Genomic DNA, 17532 nt, shown 5'->3' with positions numbered 1-17532 from the left:
GCCCGGGGTATACGAGGAACGCGAGGAGGACCCGATGGGCAATCCGGCCGAGGGGCTGGTCGAGCTGCTCGACCTGGAGCGGATCGAGGAGGACATCTTCCGCGGCCGCAGCCCGCAGGAACGGCTGCAGCGGGTGTTCGGCGGCCAGGTCGCCGGGCAGGCACTGGTCGCGGCCGGCCGCACCACCGAAGGCGCCCGGCCGGTGCACTCGCTGCACGCGTACTTCCTGCGCCCAGGGCGGCCGGGAGTGCCCATCGTGTACCAGGTCGAGCGGGTCCGTGACGGCCGCTCCTTCACGACCCGCCGGGTGGTGGCCGTCCAGGAGGGTCGGACAATCTTCAATTTGACCGCCTCCTTCCATCAGCCCGAACCGGGCTTCGAACACCAACTGCCGATGCCCGAGGTACCCGGGCCGGAGGACCTACCGAGACTCGGCGACGAACTCCGCGCTCACCTGGGGGTGTTGCCGGAGACCCTGCAACGGATGGACCGCAGGGTCGCCTTCGACATCCGTTATGTGGAGCGGCTGCGCTGGACCCCAGGGGAGATCGAGGGCGCCGAGCCGCGCAGCGCGGTGTGGATGCGCGCGCTGGGGCCGCTCGGCGACGACCCGCTCGTTCACACCTGCGCCCTCACCTATGCCAGCGACATGATGCTGCTGGACGCGGTCCGGGTGCCGGTCGAGCCGCTGTGGGGACCGCGCGGTTTCGACACGGCGTCGCTGGACCACGCCATGTGGTTCCACCGGCGGTTCCGGACCGACGAGTGGTTTCTCTACCAGCAGGAGTCACCCATCGCGACCGGAGCCCTGGGTCTGGCGCGCGGTCAGATCTTCGACCGGCAGGGGCGGTTGCTGGTCTCGGTCATGCAGGAAGGGCTGTTCCGCAAGGTCGGGGGCTGACCGCCGGCCGCGCAGCAGTACGCGCAGCCCCAGCCGCCGCCCCGGCCCGGCGGTCCCGCGCGCCACCCGCCGCGAAGACGTGGCGCGCGGCAGCGCGGGGGCCGGCCCGAAGCGTGCGTACCCGGCTGCCTGCCGCGGCGGCAGGGAGTCCGAGGGCGTCGGCGCGGGCGGCGGGACCGCGGGGACGGGGATGGCCGGGAACGGTCCGAGCAGCGGCGCCGGTGGCAGGTCCGCGGCCGCCGCACGGCCGGACACCGTGGGCCCGGGCACAGGCACGGTAGGGCCAAGCACGACCCCGGGTACCGCAAGCGCCGGTCCGCGCCGCGGAAGCGGGAGCGTCGGCGGCCCGTGCAGTTCGAGCGGCTGTGCGGACGCGTCCGGGGGCAGCTGAGGCGGCGGGGCCGGTGGTCCCGATACGAGCGGCGGACCCGGCCGGGGCGCCGGCCGCACGGCGCGGGCTCTGCCGAGCGCCTCGGCCAGGGCGAGCAGCCCCGCCGCGACCTCCTCCGGTTGGTCGGCGGTGGTCAGCCCCCTGATGCGCTCGGCCGAGGCTCGCCCGAACCGGCTCGGTGGCAACCCTGCGCGCAGTCGGCGCAGGTGGGCGCGTTCGTAGGCGTCGGGCACCGCGCCGGCGACGACCTCGGGGCCGAGGAGCGCGGCCCAGACCGCGGCTTCCTCCCAGGAGTCGTAGGCGTCCCGCACGAGTTGCCCGGCGCGGCGCACACGCCATCCGCACGCCCGCCGGTCCCGGCCGGCCGCCACCGCCTCTCGAAGTTGCGCGGGCAGCGGCCCGTGCAACAGCGCCGGGTTCCGGTCGGCGAACTCCGAGACTTCGCCGGCCAGGTACATCCACACCACCGCCTGGTACCGGTTCACGTACCAGCGGACAGGGCACAGGTGTCCCGCTCTGGCCAGCCGGACGAAGCGGCCCCGGCCGACCCCGAGGAGCTTCGCCGCCTCGTCGCTGCTGACGAGCAGCAGCCGGGCGCGCAGCGGGCCGGGGTGGCCATCCTCCGCGCGCAGCCGGGCGACGGCCTCGGCCGGCACCTTCCGCAGGCCGGGGCCGCAGGCCACGCAGGGCACTTCGCCGATCTGCAGCGCCACGTCGAACTCGTCGTACCGCAAGTTCAGTTCGTCCCGGGCCCGGCCCAGTGGCAACAGCTCGGACGTGGTCGGCCCGGTGTCGGTCGGCGGCGGCGCCACGACCCCCGAGGTCCACACCCGCCGGGGGCTCCGCCCCACCCCGGGAGCGGTCTTCGGCGCCGCCCGCTCCCGCCGCATCTCCCGCGCCGAGCCTTTCGCCGCCCGTTCGGCCCCGGTGGTCCTGGCCGCCTTCGGCTCGCGCGCCGGCCTGCCCGACTTCGTCGCCTTCGCGTTTCGCGCCGGCTTGAGTGTCTTCACTGCCATCACTCCCCCGCAGACTTCGATCACTGACAGTGACCAATCTAGCGCGGGGCGCGAACAATCGTCTCCGGCCCTGTGGATAACTTCGCCGACCCCGAGAACGCCCGGCTCAGGACCCCGGGCCCGCCGAGCCCTGTCGGCCGGCCGCCGCGGCCGACCGCTGAGGCCGGTCCGACCCGCCGTCCCGGGCCCGGGAGCGCCCGCGGTCCAACCCCCAGAGCGGCGCTCAGGACTGCCGCGGCGGCACCGACAGATGCTCGCCGACCCGGTGCACCAGCAGCGTCATCTCGTACGCCACCTGCCCGACGTCCGCCTCCATCCCGCTCAGCACGGACAGGCAGCTGCCGTCGCCCGCCGCCGTGACGAAGAGGAACCCCTCGTCGAACTCGATCATGGTCTGGCGTACCCCGCCCGTTCCGAACTGCCGCCCGGCGCCCTTCGCCAGGCTGTGGAAGCCGGACGAGACAGCGGCCAGATGCTCGGCGGTCGGGCGGTCCAGATCGCCGCTGGCACTTGTGACCAGCCCGTCGCTGGACAGGACGAGCGCGTGCTGGACGTGCGGCACCCGCTGCGTCAGATCGTCCAGCAACCACGCGAGCCCGTTGCTCACCGTCATCGCCCATCTCCCATTCTCCGCTGCGCTACGCAGCCTGGTACGGACTGCGCGGGACGGCAACCCCGCACCGCCGGTTGGCCGTGATCAACCGCCACCGGCCCGCCCGGGAGCAGCGGGGCCACGGAGACCCGTGGGGCGCGGGGGAGATCGAGCGGGCCGGACCGGGCGTCAGCCGCCGCGCGGCGCGTACATGATGACCCCCACGCCCACCAGGCAGATCAGTGCGCCGGCGATGTCGAACCGGTCCGGCCGGTAGCCGTCCGCGACCGCGGCCCACACCAGCGACCCGGCCACGAAAACCCCGCCGTACGCGGCGAGAATCCGTCCGAATGCGGCGTCGGGCTGGAGCGTGGCGACGAAACCGTAGAGCCCGAGGGCGACGATCCCGGCGCCCATCCACCCGTACCCCCGGTGTTCGCGCACGCCCTGCCAGATCAGCCAGGCGCCGCCGATCTCCAGGATCGCGGCGAGGACGAAGAGACCGACAGATCGCAGTGTGATCATGCGACCATGATGCATGGCCATCAACGACCCCCCGGAGACCGGGCCCCTCGGTCGCAGTGAGCACGACGGACGCCGGCAGGTCGCGGGGTTCTTCGGGCCGCGGGCGGTCGGCTGGGAGGAGCGCCACCCCGACGACACCCCCGCCTACGCGACCGCGGTCGGCGGGCTGGGACTGCGGCCCGGCGACCGGGCGCTCGACGCCGGCTGCGGAACGGGCCGGACGCTGCCGTTGCTGCGTGCGGCGGTCGGCGCCGCCGGCACGGTCGTCGGGGTGGATCTGACTCCGGAGACGCTGCGCGAGGCGGCGCACCTCGGGCGCAGGGAGGTGGGCGCACTGGTCGAGGCGGACAGCGCGCGGCTGCCGCTGCGGGACGCCGGCTTCGACGCCGTGTTCACCGCCGGCCTCGTGCATCACCCGCCCGACCCCACCGCCGGACTGCGGGAGTCGGCGAGGGTGACCCGGCCGGGGCGGCCGGCTGGCGCTCTTCCGCCCCCTGGGCCGGACCGCCTTCGCCGCCCGCCACGGGCACCACGGCCACGAACCGCCGACCGCGGACGAACCCGCGCAGCCGCAGCTGGGCCGCCTGCTGGACGCCACGGGCTGGGAACTGGCGCTGCTGGAGGACTCCGCTGAGCGCTATCTCGCGGTCGCGGCGAGACGGCGGAGCTGATCGGCCCGCCGTCGGCCCCCGGCCCGCCCGGACGTCATCGGCCGCACCGGGCCGGGATCTCCCGGAGCGCCGCCTCTCGACGCGGAGGTTACCGGCTGGTTATGGTGCGCGGACCGGGACGAGCGGGGAGGGCTGATGGCCGCACAGGAGCTGCAGGGCGCCGAGGACGCGCTGTTCGTACTGACCGCCGCGATGCTGACGCCCGGCTGCTTCCCCGGCGTGCTCGGGGACGACTACCCGGCCGCGTGCGGGGAGCTGGGCCTCGAACCGCTCGAGGCGGGCTACGGTCTGGTGTTCGGCCAGGACGGGACCGGCGCCCGGTGGACGGTGGCCACGACCGACGTGGCCGCGGTGGCGTGCGCGCTGGCCGCCTGGGACTGCGGGCTGGAGTACGACCTCTCCCCCGACGGGAACAGCGTGGCCGCGTCGCTGCCGGGCTGGCCGCTCCCCGTGGCGGTCGCCGTACCCGGCGTACCGGACCCGTACGACCCGGACGAGGACACCGGTGGCCGCCCGCCGCTGGCGCCGCCGGACGCCTCGGCCTGGGGGCCGGCCCAGCGGCGGGCGGGCGCGGACGAGATCGCGGTCCGCTGGCGTGAGTGGCGTGATCAGTTCCCCGCCGAGGAGAACGCCGCCGTTCCCGGCTCCGCCGCGGGCGGGGGCGGGGGGCAGGACGGAGGCGAGGACGGCATCGCCGGGAGCGCCGGGGCGGCGGCGGCACCCGCCGGCCCCTCTCATGGCGGCGTGCGCGGCGCCCTGGCCGATGCCGAGGGCTACCTGCGGGACACGCCGCCTGCGGGCAGGGTGCGTGCCGCGCACGGCGCGGTGCGGGCCGACGGTCCCGGCTGGAGCCTGGTGGCGCGGACCGGCGACATGGCGTTCGTACTGCTGGACGAGGCGCCCGGCGAGGTGCTGCCGGTCGGGCGCGGGCCTTCGCTGCCGGCGCTGCTGGAGGCGCTGGGCAGGCTGGCCGGAATCCCCGACGCGGCGGCTCAGCGGACCGCGCTCAGGGAGGCCGCGACCGATGAGGCCGTCCGGCAGGAAGCCGTCACGCCTTCCTGATGTCCGCCGCGACCGCGTCCGCCGCCTTGCGCGCCGCGACCAGCACCGGGTCCCACACCGGTGAGAAGGGCGGTGCGTAGCCGAGGTCCAGGTCGACCATCTGCCCGACGGTCATGCCCGCGGTGAGCGCGACCGCCGCGACGTCGACGCGTTTCGCCGCGCCCTCGCGGCCGACGATCTGCACACCGAGCAGCCGGCCGGTGCCGCGTTCGGCGATCATCTTGACGGTCATCGGGGCCGCGTCCGGGTAGTAGCCGGCCCGGCTGGTCGACTCGATGACGGCGGTGACGAACTCCAGCCCGGCGCCGCGCGCCTGGGACTCCTTCAGACCGGTACGGGCCAGCTCCACGTCGCACACCTTGCTGACGGCGGTGCCGACGACACCCGGGAAGGTGGCGTAGCCGCCGCCGATGTTGGTGCCGATGATCCGACCGTGCTTGTTGGCGTGGGTGCCGAGCGCGATGTGCTGGAGGGCCCCGGAGACCAGGTTGCGCACCTCCACACAGTCGCCGCCCGCCCACACCCGTTCGGTCCCGCGGACCCGCATAGAGCGGTCGGTGAGCAGGCCGCCGTGCGGTCCCAGTGGCAGCCCCGCCGCGCGGGCCAGCGCGGTGCAGGGGCGGACGCCGAGGCCCAGCACCACGATGTCAGCGGGGAACTCGCCGCGGTCGGTGGCGACGGCGCGCACCCGGCCGCCGTCGCCGGTCAGCACCTCGCGGACGACGGCGCCCGACACGACCGCCACACCGAGGCCCTCCAGGGCGTCGCGGACCAGCCGGCCCATGTCGGGGTCGAGGGTGGTCATCGGCTGCTCGGCCCGGTCCACCAGGGTGACGTCCAGGCCGTGGCGCAGCATCGCCTCGGCCATCTCGACGCCGATGTAGCCGCCGCCGACCACCACGGCCTGCCGGACCCCGGCTCGGTCCAGGCCTTTCAGTACGGCCTCGCCGTCGTCCAGTGTCTGCACTCCGTAGACGCCGGGCGCGTCGATACCGGCAATGTCCGGGCGTACGGGTACGGCACCGGTCGCGATCACCAGGTGGTCGTAGCCGGTCCACTCCTCGTGGCCTTCGGGGTCCCGGCTGCGTACCCGGCCCGCCGGCAGGTCCAACTCGGTCACCTCGGTTCCGAGCCGCACGTCGATGTCCCGGGCCCGGTGCTGCTGCGGGGTCCTGGCGATCAGGGCGTCTGGGCCGGCGGTGTCGCCGCCGATCCAGTAGGGGATGCCGCAGGCGGAGTACGAGGTGTGCCGACCGCGTTCGAAGGCGACGATCTCCAGGTCGGCGGCGGGTCTGCGGCGCCGCGCCTGCGAGGCCGCGGACATGCCGGTGGCGTCGCCGCCGACCACGACCAGACGTTCCGTCATCTTCGGTGTGTCCCCTTCGGTACGGCGGTAGGGCTCTCGGTGCGCGCCTCACGTCGGTGGGTGTGGTGTGCCCTTTCCCCCGCACGGGCTTCGGACACCTCCGCGGGGCCGCTGCCGCTCCGCGTCACCCGCGCGGCTCAGTCGGCGCGCGGTGTCAGGCGGGACCGCGCCTCCATGAGGGCGAAGCCCAGCAGGCTGAGGCCGCGCCAGGCGCCCGGGTGCGCGGCGTCGGGGTCGTCGGCGGACAAGCCGATACCCCAGACCCGGTCGAGGGGGCTGGCCTCGGCCAAAACGCGGTCACGGGTGGCGACGAGGAAGGCGCGCAGGTCGGGGTGCTGGCCGAACTTGTGGACGGTGCCCTCGGCGACCAGGGCGGACCGTTCACCCACCTAGAGTGTCTCGTCGAAGCCGCGGACCGCGCGGCCGGCGTCCTTGGCGGACTTGGGGTGGACGGCGCTCAGCACGCGGTGCTCGGCGTCCGCGTCGCCGAACAGGCGGGCCTTGCCGGCCATCATCCAGTGCTCGGCGGTGCGGTAGGTGACGCCGTCCACGGTGAAGGGGGACGGCCACCACTGGCTGAGACAGCCCGGCCCGGGGGCGCCGTCGCGCTGGGGGCGGTGCCCCCAGAAGTGCAGGTACCTGACGCGGGCGCCGGAGGCGGTGAGGGCGAGGAGTTCTTCCACCGAACGGGCATCGGCCGCCGGCGCCGGACTGTCGGGCCGCATCCGTCAGACCCTTTCCAGCGGGCGGTGCGGGGTGGCGGGGAGGCAAACGCGGACGGGGTCGCCCGGACGGATGTCGCCCGTGGTCAGGACGACGCCCATCACGCCGCCTTTGCGGGCGATCCGGCCGCTCCCGTCCCTGCTCACGACGTGCTTGAGCAGACCGCTGCGGAAGCGGTCGATCTGGCGGCAGGGGTTGCGCAGGCCGGTGATCTCGACCACCGCGTCGGGTCCGAGGCGCAGCCGGGTGCCGACGGGCAGGGCGAGCAGGTCCACGCCGTGCGTCGTCACGTTCTCCCCGAGGTCGCCGGGGGCGATGTCGTATCCGGCGGCGCGCAGCTCGGCGAACAACTCGTCATGGATGAGGTGGACCTGCCGCAGGTTGGGCTGCGTGGGGTCCTGGGCCACCCGGGACCGGTGCTGGACGGTGACGCCCAGATGCGCGTCGCCCTCCACGCCGAGGCCGGCCAGCAGCCTGACGCTGTCCCGGGTGGGCTTGCTGAAGCGGTGCGCGGCGTCGCGGCTCACCGCGACCACTGTGCCCGTGCCGATGCTCATGGAGCTTCGTCCCCTCGATCGAGTGCCCTGACCGCGCACGCACCCTATCCGGGATCCCGCCAGGTCAGCGACCTATTTGCCGGCGGCTCACCCGACGCAGCCGACGCCGCTGGGAGGAGTCGAGGGTCAGGTAGGCGGCCACCGGCACGCCGACGACGATCAGGAAAGTGACCCACCACGGTACCCAGATGAGCAGGATCAGCCCCACCACCGCGCCACCGACTGCGAGTTTCGCTCGACTCGACATGTCCCCGCCTCCATCTCACGGCGGCCCGCGCCGCGTCCGACCGTTCTGTTCAGTGAAACGCGCCGCGGGCCGCCCTGGTTCCCGTGGGTCCCCCGGTCAGCCCAGTTCGGCCGCCGCCCTGAGGGACGGTGCCGGTGCCGCCGGCCGGGGGGTGGACGGCAGACGCGGCGCGGTGGCGCCCGGTACCGGCCGCAGCGCGTCCGCCCCGCCGACCACCGGCAGCCGCAGGACCGACCGCTTCAGGTCGACGCCGACCGTGGGGGTGGTGTCGGGCGGCAGGATCAGGCCGGCGTCCGTGCCGGCGACGATCAGCGCGAGCCGGTGCCCGGCGGGCACCACGTGGTCGGTGGCGGCCAGCTGGATCGTCATGGTGTACGCCTTGCCCGGCGTGAGCGGCACCCCGTGGGCGAGCGTCCGGTAGTGGCCGAGGTCGGCCCAGCCGCGGCTGAACACGTTGTGGTCCACGCTCTCGGCGTCGGCCGCGGTGTCCAGGTAGCAGGCGCTGTCGCCCGGGGTGCTCCGGCCGTAGCAGGAGCGGGTGTCCAGGGTGGTGACGCCCTCGCCGGCGCCGAGGTGGTCGCGGACGGTCTCGGGACCGAGGTCGACCAGAACGGCGGACAGGTGTGCGCTGGTGGTGGACGAGGAGGCGGTGACCGTGACGGTGCCGCCGCCGGAGATCCGCAGGTCCTCGGCGAGCACACCGGTGGTGAAGACGGTCTTGTCCGGCGTGGCGGTGTCGGCCGCGGCGGCCCAGTCCTCCTCCCAGAGGCCGGGGTCGTCGGTGAAGGACGCGGTGCCCGCGACGGCCGGTCCCGTGCCCAGGGTGCCCGGACCGTCGGTGGCGGCGGGGCCGAGAGTCAGCGCGGTGTCGCGGGTGCCGGGGGCGGGCCACACCGGGTCGGTGGTCCAGTGGTCAACGGCCCGCTCGACGTCGGCCATGGGCTCGCGCTGGACGCCGTTGTCCACGCCGAGCAGGTAGTGGTCGAACCAGCGCTGGAGGGTGGGCACCCAGGCCGCACGCCGGTAGTCGAAGGGGTCGACGTGGCCGGTCTGCGACAGCCACACCTTGCGCTCGACGCCTTGCGCGGACAGCGCCTGCCACCACTGGCCGAAGTTCTTGGTGCGGACGTTGAGGTCCTGCATGCCCTGCACCGCGAAGACGCTGGCGCGGACCTTGCCCGCGTCCTTGACGTAGTCCCGGTCGGTCCAGAAGGGGGTCCAGTCGCCGGTACGCGGAGAGCCGTCGATGATCTGCTGCTGCTCGGCGGCGCAGGCGGCGTGCGCGCCATCGCTCTCCACGTAGTCCGACAGCCACTCGGGGCCGTCCTGGAGCGGGGCGCCCTGGTGGAAGTAGTAGTCGTACCAGGAGGAGATGGAGCTGATCGGCACGATGGTCTTCAGGCCGCGCACCCCGGTGGCGGCGACGCCGTTGGCGATGGTGCCGTCCCAGCTCTTGCCGATCATGCCGACGTCGCCCGTGGTCCAGGCGGCCTTGACACCCCGGCCGCCGGAGCGGGCGCTGTAGCCCTTGGCACGGCCGTTGAGCCAGTCCACGACGGCCTTGGCGGACTGGATGTCGGAGGGGCCGCCGACATCCACGCAGCCGTCGGAGCGGTCGGTGCCGGCGAGGTCGACCAGGACGGTCGCGTAGCCGCGGGGGACGAAGTAGTTGTCGTAGAACAGCGGCGCCTGGACGATGTTCCCAGCCGCGTCGTACGTCTTGACCTGGCTCTCGTTGCCGCGCCCGCAGCAGGAGTAGTACGGGCTGGCGTCCATGATGACGGGGACCTTGCGGCCTGCCTCGGCCGGTTCCCTGGGCCGCACGATGTCGACGGCCACCCGGTCGGTACGGCCGTCGCCGTCGCCGTCGAGCCCGGTGTCCACCCAGACGGCCTCGCGGATGGCGTCGGCGTACGAGTAGTCGGGTCGGCTGAGGCCGTGCCGCACGGTTCCGCCCCCGGTGCCGGCCGCGTGGGCGGCACCGGGGGCGGTGAGCACGGCGGCCAGGGCGGCGACCAGCGCCACCGGCACGGAGATCCACGGAGTGCGGAGTGCCCGCGTCTTTGAGATCACCCGGGGAGGCTAGCGCCTGTCCAGGTCACGTCAACAGAGGACCCGCCGCTTGCCTGCGCTCACTTGCCTCCCGTCAGCCCCGCCCGGCGCAGCGCGTCCGCCATCGCCCCGCCCGGCGCGGGCGTCCCGGAACCCGGGCCGCCGCCCCGCCTGCCGCCGCCCTGGCCGCCTTGGCCGGCCTGGCCGCCTTGGCCGGCCTGCCCGCCCTGGCTGCCCCGGTTGCCGCCCTGGCCGCCCCCGCGGTTGGCCTGCCGCGGCGGGGTGCCGCCCTGGCGCTCGCCGCCGCGCTGCCTGCCGCCGCCGCCTGCCGTGATCTCGTCGTCGAGGCGCAGCGTCAGCGAGATCCGCTTGCGCGGCAGGTCGACGTCCATCACCTTCACCCGCACGATGTCACCGGACTTGACGACCTCGCGCGGGTCGGACACATAGGAGTCGGACAGCGCTGAGACGTGGACCAGGCCGTCCTGGTGGACGCCGACGTCCACGAAGGCGCCGAAGGCGGCCACATTGGTGACCACGCCCTCCAGCAGCATCCCGGGCCGCAGGTCCTTCATCTCCTCGACGCCCTCTTTGAAGGCGGCGGTCTTGAAGGCGGGCCGGGGGTCGCGGCCGGGCTTCTCCAGCTCGGTGAGGATGTCGGTGACCGTCGGCAGGCCGAAGGACTCGTCCACGTAGTCCTCCGGCCGCAGCTTCCGCAGCACCGCCCCGTTGCCGATCAGGTCGGTGATCGCGGTGCCCGCTCCGGCGCTCATCCGCCGCACCACGGGGTACGCCTCCGGGTGCACGCTGGACGCGTCGAGCGGGTCGTCGCCGCCCTGGATGCGCAGGAAGCCGGCGCACTGCTCGTACGCCTTGGGCCCGAGCCTGGCGACCTCCTTGAGGTCCTTGCGGGTGCGGAAGCGGCCGTTGGCGTCGCGGTGGGCGACGATGTTGGCCGCCAGGCTCTCGGTGATGCCGGAGACCCGGCGCAGCAGCGGCACCGACGCGGTGTTGACGTCCACGCCGACACCGTTGACGCAGTCCTCGACGACGGCGTCCAGCGAGCGGGAAAGCTTCACCTCGGACAGGTCGTGCTGGTACTGGCCGACGCCGATCGACCGCGGGTCGATCTTGACCAGTTCGGCCAGCGGGTCCTGAAGCCGGCGGGCGATGGAGACCGCGCCGCGCAGCGAGACGTCCATGCCGGGGAGTTCGGCGGAGGCGTAGGCGGAGGCCGAGTAGACCGAGGCGCCGGCCTCGGAGACGACGGCCTTGGTGAGGTTCAGTTCGGGGTGCGCCTTGATCAGGTCGCCGGCGAGCTTGTCGGTCTCGCGGGACGCGGTGCCGTTGCCGATCGCGATCAGGTCCACCCGGTGGGCGGCGGCGAGCCGGGCGAGCGTGGCCAGCGAGTCGTCCCAGCGGTTGCGGGGCGCGTGCGGGTAGACGGTGTCGGTGGCCACCACCTTGCCGGTGCCGTCGACCACCGCGACCTTGACGCCGGTCCGCAGGCCCGGGTCCAGGCCCATGGTGGCACGGGTGCCGGCCGGCGCGGCGAGCAGCAGGTCGCGCAGGTTGGCGGCGAACACCCGGACCGCCTCGTCCTCGGCCTCCTGGCGCAGCTGCACCCGCAGGTCGATGCCGAGCCGCACCAGGAAGCGGGTGCGCCAGGCCCAGCGGACGGTGTCGAGGAGCCACTTGTCGGCGGGCCGGCCGCGGTCGGCGATGTCGAACCGCTGGGCGATGCGCCGCTCGAAGCTGGTCGGCCCCTCGGTGGGCTCCTCCGGCTCCAGGGTGAGGTCGAGCACCTCCTCCTTCTCACCGCGCAGCATCGCCAGCACCCGGTGCGAGGGCAGCTTGGCGAAGGGCTCGGCGAAGTCGAAGTAGTCGGAGAACTTGGCGCCGGACTCCTCCTTGCCCGCGCGCACCGCGGCCGTCAGGCGGCCTTTGGTCCACATCCGGGTACGCAGCTCGCCCACCAGGTCGGCGTCCTCGGAAAAGCGCTCGGTGAGGATGGCCCGCGCGCCCTCCAGGGCCGCCGCCGAGTCCGCGACGCCCTTGTCCGCGTCGACGTACCCGGCCGCCCGGTCCTGCGGGTCGACACCGGGGTCGGCGAGCAGCGCGTCGGCCAGCGGTTCGAGGCCGGCCTCGCGGGCGATCTGCGCCTTGGTGCGGCGCTTGGGCTTGTAGGGCAGGTAGATGTCCTCAAGGCGCGCCTTGGAGTCGGCGGCCATGATCTGCGCCCTGAGGGCGTCGTCCAGTCTGCCCTGCGACCCGATGGACTCCAGTACGGCCGCGCGCCGCTCGTCCAGCTCTCTCAGGTAGCGCAGCCGCTCCTCCAGATTGCGCAGCTGCTCGTCGTCGAGGGTGCCGGTGGCCTCCTTGCGGTAGCGGGCGATGAACGGCACCGTCGCCCCGCCGTCGAGCAGGTCGACGGCCGCGCGCACCTGCCCCTCGCGTACGCCGAGCTCCTCGGCGATCCTGGCCTCGACCGACCGCACAACCGACGTCGTCACGATGCTGAACCCGCTCTCTTCGCTGGACTCCTGCCCGCAGCATTATCCAGGTCGGTCCGGCTTCTTCTCGAACCAGCGGTCGGCCGGGTCGTCGTTGTCGCGGGGGTTTCCCGGTGCGTCCGCGCCCGGCATACAGGACGCGGGCCCCGGGGACCGCCGGCCGGGTCCCCGGGGCCCGCCGGATCGCCGCGCGCCCTGCCGGGCGTCACAGACGGGCGGGCCTGGCCCTGCCGTAGAGCCACTCGGCGAACAGCGCCGTCAAATCCTTGCCGGTGAGCCGCCGGCAGAAGGCGGTGAAGTCGGCGGTGGAGGCGTTGCCGTGCGGGTGGGCGGCGGGCCAGGCCCGCAGCAGCTTTGAGAACAGCGGGCCGCCCAGGGCGCGGCGCAGTTCGTACAGGACGAGGGCGCCGCGCTGGTAGACGGGGGGCGCGAAGAGCTGTGCGGCGGTCGGCGAGGCGGGCGGGAAGGCCCAGGCGGCGGGGTCGGCGAAGGCCGCGGCGGCGCTGCGGTCCACGGATTCGCCGCCTTCGTGCTCCTGCCAGAGCCACTGGGCGTAGGTCGCGAAGCCCTCGTTGAGCCAGACGTCCTGCCAGCGGCTCGGGGTGGCCTCGTCGCCGAACCACTGGTGGGCCAGCTCGTGCACCAAGGTGCCCGCGTCGACGGCGGGCGGGACGCCGTCGCCGGGGAAGACCGGGCGGTTCTGGGCCTCCAGGGCGTAACCGCCCTCGCCCTTGGGCAGGTGGGCGACGATCGCGCCCGCCGACGTGAAGGGGTACGGCCCGAACAGGCCGCTCTCCCAGGCCAGGATCTCCGGGATGCGGCGCAGCGCGGCGGCGGTCCGCGGGTCGTCGGAGCGCGGGTCCACGGCGACGTAGAGCGGAAGTCCGGCGGGGGTGCGGGAGCGGGTGACGGTGTAGTGGCCGATCGCGAGGGTGGCCAGGTAGGTGGCCATCGGCTCGCCGGTGTGCCAGCGGAAGACGGTACGGCCGCCTGCGCCGGTGCGGGCGTTGAGCTCGCCGTTGGACACCGCGGTGAGGCCGTCGGGGACGGAGACGGTGATGTCGTAGGCGGCCTTGTCCGACGGGTGGTCGTCGCCGGGGAACCACGCCATGGACCCGACCGGTTCGCCGAGCGCCACCGCGCCGTCGTCGGTGCGGAACCATCCCTCGCGCGAGCCGTCCGGGTCGGTGAGCAGCTCCGGTACGCCCGCGTAGGCGACGGTGGCCTCGAAGCGGGCGCCGGGGGCGACCGGGCGCGCCGGGCGTACCGTCAGCTCGGTACCGGACCGTGCGGTGGCCGCGGGGCGCCCGTCGACGGTGACCCGGCCGACGGTGAGCCCGGCGAGGTCCAGGTTGAAGCGCCCGAGGTCGGCGGTGGCGGTGGCGGTGATGACGGCGGTACCGGTGAGCTGTCCTGAGCCGGGGTCGTAGGACAGGTCGAGCCCGTAGTGCGCGACGTCGTAACCGCCGTTGCCCGCCTGGGGGAAGAGCGGGTCGCCGGCGCCGGAGGCACCTGCCGGGGAACCGGGCGGCGGTTCCGACGGCGCCGCCCTCGGAGCTCCCGAGCAGGACAGGCAGCAGGCGAGCAGCAGGGGCAGGGCGGCCCGCAGCGGGGCCCGCGGCGGACGAGGACGCATTTGGTCAGCGTACGGTCCGGGTGGCGGCCGGTTGGTGCTGCCCGGTCCGCGCGCCGCGCGCCCTTTGGCCGCGCGCCCGCCGGTCCGCGGTCCGCGGCGTCCTATGGCGTCCCGGCGCGGGCGGACACCGCACGCGCGCTCCCGCGCTGACTCCTCGCGCCTGCCGCAGCCGCCGGTACGGCCCCGCGGGGCCTTTCACAGCACTGGTGGCACAGCGATACTGTTCCGGTGCCCGAGACCGGTCTCACCATCGACGAGCTGGCCGCCCGCGCCGGGGTGACGGTGCGTACCGTCCGCTTCTACAGCGCCCGGGGTCTGCTGCCGCCGCCCGCCATCGGTGCGCGCCGGGTCGGCCGGTACGGGCCCGGACACCTGTCCCGGCTGACGCTGATCGGGGAGTTGCGGCGCCAAGGGCTGACGCTGGCCGCGATCGAGCGCTATCTGCAGCAGCTGCCGGACGACATCAGTGCCCACGACCTGGCGATCCACCGCGCGCTGGTGGCGTCCTGGCTGCCTGAGGGCGTCGAGGAGATCGGCCGGGACATGCTGGAGCGCCGGGCCGGGCGGCCGCTGGCCGACACCGACCTGGACCGGCTGGCGGCGATGAACGTGCTGGAGCGCACCGCCGACCCGGACTCCTTCCGGGTCGACCCCGGGACCCTGCACCTGGGGATTCGGCTGCTGGACGTGCCGGTCCCGGTCGAGGCGATCCTTGCCGCCCGCGAGGTGATGCTGGAGCACGCCCGAGCGGCGGTCCGGGAGATCGGCCGGATCTTCCGCGACGAGGTGCGGCGGCCGGAGCGGGTGTCGGCGACGCGGTCGCTGTCCGCGCAGATGCAGCCGCTGGTGGTGCAGGCGCTGGTGACGGCGTTTCAGCGCGCGCTGCGGGAAGAGGTGCGGGTCTGGCCGGAGCACCGGCCCGGCCCGCGGCCCTCCTGACGGCCCGTCGGCCCGTACGCCGCCGTGCTCCGCGCGGCGACCGGACGCGGCCGCCTCCGGGCCCGTACGCGCCTCGGACCGCACGGCGTGCCGGCCACCCGTGCCCGCCCGCACCCGCCCGGCGCCTCAGTCCGTGAAGCGCTCCCCCGCCGCCGCTTTCGCCACCAGCAGCGCCGGGGGCTCGAACCGTTCCCCGTACGCCGCCGCCAGCTCCCTGGCGCGGGCGGTGAAGCCGGCGGCGCCGCCCTGGTAGCCGTTGATGTACTGGAGCACGCCGCCGGTCCAGGCCGGGAAGCCGATGCCGAGCACGGAGCCGATGTTGGCGTCGGCGACGGAGGTGAGGACGCCCTCTTCCAACAGCCGCACGGTGTCCAGCGACTCGGCGAACAGCATCCGCTCCTGCAGGTCGTGGAACGGGATCCGCACCGCCGGGGTGCCGCTGCGGTCCCCCGGAGCGGCGGGCACCCCGAAGTGCTCGGCCAGGCCCGGCCACAGCCGCGTGCGGCGCCCGTCCTCGTAGTCGTAGAAGCCGGCGCCGGCGGCGCGCCCCTGGCGGCCGAACTCGTCCACCATGCGGTCGATGACGCGTTCGGCGGGGTGCTCCGCCCAGTGGCCGCCGGCCGCCTCCACCGCCTCGCGGGCCTCGCGGCGGATGCGGCGCGGCAGGGTCAGGGTCAGCTCGTCCAGCAGGGACAGCACCTTGGCGGGGTAGCCGGCCTGGGCGGCGGCCTGTTCGACGGAGGCGGCGGGGACGCCCTCGCCGACCATGGCGACGCCTTCGTTGATGAAGTGGCCGATGACGCGGGAGGTGAAGAAGCCGCGCGAGTCGTTGACCACGATCGGGGTCTTGCGGATCTGCCGGACCAGGTCGAAGGCGCGGGCCAGGGCCTCGTCTCCGGTCCGCTCGCCGCGGACGATCTCCACCAGCGGCATCTTGTCGACCGGCGAGAAGAAGTGCAGGCCGATGAAGTCCCGCTGCCTCTGGACGCCTTCGGCGAGCGCGGTGATGGGCAGGGTCGAGGTGTTGGAGCACAGCAGGGCGTCGGGCGCCAGGACGCCCTCGATCTCCTGGAACACCTTGTGCTTGAGTGCCGCGTCCTCGAAGACCGCCTCGATCACGGCGTCGCAGCCCGCGAGATCGGCGGGGTCGGCGGTGGGGGTGATCCGGGCGAGCAGCGCGTCCCGCTTCTCCGGGGTGGTGCGGCCCTTGGCCAGTGCCTTGTCCAGCAGGCCCGCGGAGTACGCCTTGCCGCGGTCGGCGGCCTCCCGGGTGACGTCCTTGAGGACGACCTCGATGCCGGCCCTGGCGCAGGAGTAGGCGATGCCGGCGCCCATCATGCCGGCGCCGAGCACGGCCACCTTGGCGACCTGGCGGGCGGGCACGTCCTTGGGGCGGCCGGCGCCGGAGTTGACGGCCTGCATGTCGAAGAAGAACGCCTGGATCATGTTCTTCGAGACGGGGCCGCAGGCCAGTTCGGTGAAGTAGCGCGCCTCGACGGTGAAGGCGGTGTCGATGTCCACCTGGGCGCTCTCGACCGCGGCGGCCAGGATGGCGCGCGGCGCGGGGTAGGGGGCGCCGGCCAGCTGCTTGCTGAGGTTGGCGGGGAAGGCCGGCAGGTTGGCGGCGAAGGAGGGGCTCTTGGGGGTGCCGCCGGGGATCTTGTAGCCGTCGGCGTCCCAGGGCTGCCGGGCGCCGGGGCGGGCGCGGATGTAGGCGCGGGCGGCCGCCAGCATAGCGTCGCGGTCGGCGGCCACCTCGTGGATCAGACCGGCCTCCCGGGCGGGCCGCGGGGCGTACTGGCGGCCTTGGAGGAGCACCTTGAGCAGGGCGTCGGCGATACCGAGCAGCCGTACGGTGCGGACCACGCCGCCTCCGCCGGGCAGCAGGCCGAGGGTGACCTCGGGGCAGCCGATCCTGGTGCCGGGCGTGTCGAGGGCGATGCGGTGGTGACAGGCCAGGGCGATCTCGTAGCCGCCGCCGAGGGCCGCGCCGTTGATGGCGGCGACGACGGGCCTGCCGAGGGTCTCCAGGCGGCGCAGGAGGCGTTTGATCCGCATCGAGCCGGTGAAGACCCGCTCGGCGTCGGCCGGGGTGGCGCGGATCAGGTCCCGCAGGTCGCCGCCGGCGAAGAAGGTCTTCTTCGCGGAGGTGACGATGACGCCGGTGACCTGGTCGAGCTCGGCTTCGAGCCGGTCGAGCACGGCGTCCAGGGAGTCGGCGAAGGCGGCGTTCATGGTGTTGGCCGACTGGTCGGGGTCGTCCAGGACGAGGGTGACGACGCCGTCGGCGTCCCGCTCCCAGCGGATGGTGGTGGACTCGCTCATGTCAGGGGCTCCGTAG

General features: G+C 74.3%; 13 protein-coding genes and 2 pseudogenes. 4 read left to right on the top strand and 11 right to left on the bottom strand.

From position 1 onward, the window contains the following. Positions 1-34: 34 nt before the first annotated feature. The gene (locus RLT57_RS28525; protein WP_311300121.1) at positions 35-901 is read left to right on the top strand and encodes an acyl-CoA thioesterase; all 867 of its coding nucleotides are present in this window, start codon (positions 35-37) and stop codon (positions 899-901) included. On the opposite strand, the gene RLT57_RS28520 is transcribed toward RLT57_RS28525, so the two are convergent. The 3 genes from RLT57_RS28520 to RLT57_RS28510 form a co-directional block, all read right to left on the bottom strand. Next, positions 788-2308 carry a DUF6397 family protein gene (locus tag RLT57_RS28520; protein ID WP_311300120.1) on the bottom strand — a complete coding sequence of 507 codons (1521 nt, stop codon included), beginning with the start codon at positions 2306-2308 and terminating at the stop codon, positions 788-790. The genes RLT57_RS28525 and RLT57_RS28520 overlap by 114 nt on opposite strands. Positions 2309-2531: 223 nt before the next feature. Continuing rightward, the gene (locus RLT57_RS28515; RefSeq protein ID WP_311300119.1) at positions 2532-2921 is read right to left on the bottom strand and encodes a roadblock/LC7 domain-containing protein; all 390 of its coding nucleotides are present in this window, start codon (positions 2919-2921) and stop codon (positions 2532-2534) included. 168 nt (positions 2922-3089) lie between these two features. After that, entirely contained in the window at positions 3090-3425 is a 336-nt protein-coding gene (locus RLT57_RS28510; RefSeq protein ID WP_311300118.1) for a YnfA family protein, read from the bottom strand. A 13-nt stretch (positions 3426-3438) separates the two neighbouring features. On the opposite strand from RLT57_RS28510, the pseudogene RLT57_RS28505 reads away from it, so the two are divergent. Both RLT57_RS28505 and RLT57_RS28500 read left to right on the top strand, forming a co-directional pair. Then, positions 3439-4096: pseudogene (locus RLT57_RS28505) on the top strand (class I SAM-dependent methyltransferase). A 135-nt stretch (positions 4097-4231) separates the two neighbouring features. Continuing rightward, positions 4232-5158 carry a hypothetical protein gene (locus RLT57_RS28500; RefSeq protein ID WP_311300117.1) on the top strand — a complete coding sequence of 309 codons (927 nt, stop codon included), beginning with the start codon at positions 4232-4234 and terminating at the stop codon, positions 5156-5158. On the opposite strand, the gene RLT57_RS28495 is transcribed toward RLT57_RS28500, so the two are convergent. The 7 genes and pseudogenes from RLT57_RS28495 to RLT57_RS28465 form a co-directional block, all read right to left on the bottom strand. After that, complete coding sequence (locus RLT57_RS28495) at positions 5145-6524, bottom strand: FAD-dependent oxidoreductase (RefSeq protein ID WP_311300116.1); 1380 nt, start codon at positions 6522-6524, stop codon at positions 5145-5147. The genes RLT57_RS28500 and RLT57_RS28495 overlap by 14 nt on opposite strands. Before the next feature lie 137 nt (positions 6525-6661). Beyond that, positions 6662-7249: pseudogene (locus RLT57_RS28490) on the bottom strand (NADAR family protein). A gap of 3 nt (positions 7250-7252) precedes the next feature. Then, positions 7253-7804 (bottom strand): MOSC domain-containing protein, encoded by a 552-nt coding sequence (locus tag RLT57_RS28485; RefSeq protein WP_311300115.1) that lies wholly within the window; start codon positions 7802-7804, stop codon positions 7253-7255. Positions 7805-7868: 64 nt separating this feature from the next. Beyond that, positions 7869-8051: a hypothetical protein gene (locus RLT57_RS28480; RefSeq protein ID WP_311300114.1), complete on the bottom strand. Its 183-nt coding sequence runs from the start codon at positions 8049-8051 to the stop codon at positions 7869-7871. Positions 8052-8147: 96 nt separating this feature from the next. Beyond that, complete coding sequence (locus RLT57_RS28475) at positions 8148-10124, bottom strand: Xaa-Pro dipeptidyl-peptidase (protein ID WP_311300113.1); 1977 nt, start codon at positions 10122-10124, stop codon at positions 8148-8150. Positions 10125-10183: 59 nt separating this feature from the next. Then, a complete protein-coding gene (locus RLT57_RS28470; RefSeq protein ID WP_311300112.1) occupies positions 10184-12616 on the bottom strand; it encodes a Tex family protein in 2433 nt (810 codons plus the stop codon). Positions 12617-12821: 205 nt separating this feature from the next. Then, entirely contained in the window at positions 12822-14252 is a 1431-nt protein-coding gene (locus RLT57_RS28465; protein WP_311300111.1) for a M1 family metallopeptidase, read from the bottom strand. Between the two features lie 228 nt (positions 14253-14480). On the opposite strand from RLT57_RS28465, the gene RLT57_RS28460 reads away from it, so the two are divergent. Continuing rightward, complete coding sequence (locus RLT57_RS28460; protein WP_311300110.1) at positions 14481-15191, top strand: MerR family transcriptional regulator; 711 nt, start codon at positions 14481-14483, stop codon at positions 15189-15191. Between the two features lie 126 nt (positions 15192-15317). On the opposite strand, the gene RLT57_RS28455 is transcribed toward RLT57_RS28460, so the two are convergent. After that, the gene (locus tag RLT57_RS28455) at positions 15318-17516 is read right to left on the bottom strand and encodes a 3-hydroxyacyl-CoA dehydrogenase NAD-binding domain-containing protein (RefSeq protein WP_311300109.1); all 2199 of its coding nucleotides are present in this window, start codon (positions 17514-17516) and stop codon (positions 15318-15320) included. Between the last annotated feature and the right edge of the window lie 16 nt (positions 17517-17532).

Origin of the sequence: Streptomyces sp. ITFR-21 (assembly GCF_031844685.1) — a bacterium.
GTDB lineage: Bacteria > Actinomycetota > Actinomycetes > Streptomycetales > Streptomycetaceae > Actinacidiphila.
Note: the sequence above shows the minus strand (reverse complement) of the source record. Positions and strands in the feature narration are given on the sequence as shown.

Coding starts and splice junctions, on each gene's coding strand:
- RLT57_RS28525 (WP_311300121.1), top strand. CDS start 35: ATGGGCAATCCGGCCGAGGGGCTGGTCGAGCTGCTCGACCTGGAGCGG.
- RLT57_RS28520 (WP_311300120.1), bottom strand. CDS start 2,308: ATGGCAGTGAAGACACTCAAGCCGGCGCGAAACGCGAAGGCGACGAAG.
- RLT57_RS28515 (WP_311300119.1), bottom strand. CDS start 2,921: ATGACGGTGAGCAACGGGCTCGCGTGGTTGCTGGACGATCTGACGCAG.
- RLT57_RS28510 (WP_311300118.1), bottom strand. CDS start 3,425: ATGATCACACTGCGATCTGTCGGTCTCTTCGTCCTCGCCGCGATCCTG.
- RLT57_RS28500 (WP_311300117.1), top strand. CDS start 4,232: ATGGCCGCACAGGAGCTGCAGGGCGCCGAGGACGCGCTGTTCGTACTG.
- RLT57_RS28495 (WP_311300116.1), bottom strand. CDS start 6,524: ATGACGGAACGTCTGGTCGTGGTCGGCGGCGACGCCACCGGCATGTCC.
- RLT57_RS28485 (WP_311300115.1), bottom strand. CDS start 7,804: ATGAGCATCGGCACGGGCACAGTGGTCGCGGTGAGCCGCGACGCCGCG.
- RLT57_RS28480 (WP_311300114.1), bottom strand. CDS start 8,051: ATGTCGAGTCGAGCGAAACTCGCAGTCGGTGGCGCGGTGGTGGGGCTG.
- RLT57_RS28465 (WP_311300111.1), bottom strand. CDS start 14,252: ATGCGTCCTCGTCCGCCGCGGGCCCCGCTGCGGGCCGCCCTGCCCCTG.
- RLT57_RS28455 (WP_311300109.1), bottom strand. CDS start 17,516: ATGAGCGAGTCCACCACCATCCGCTGGGAGCGGGACGCCGACGGCGTC.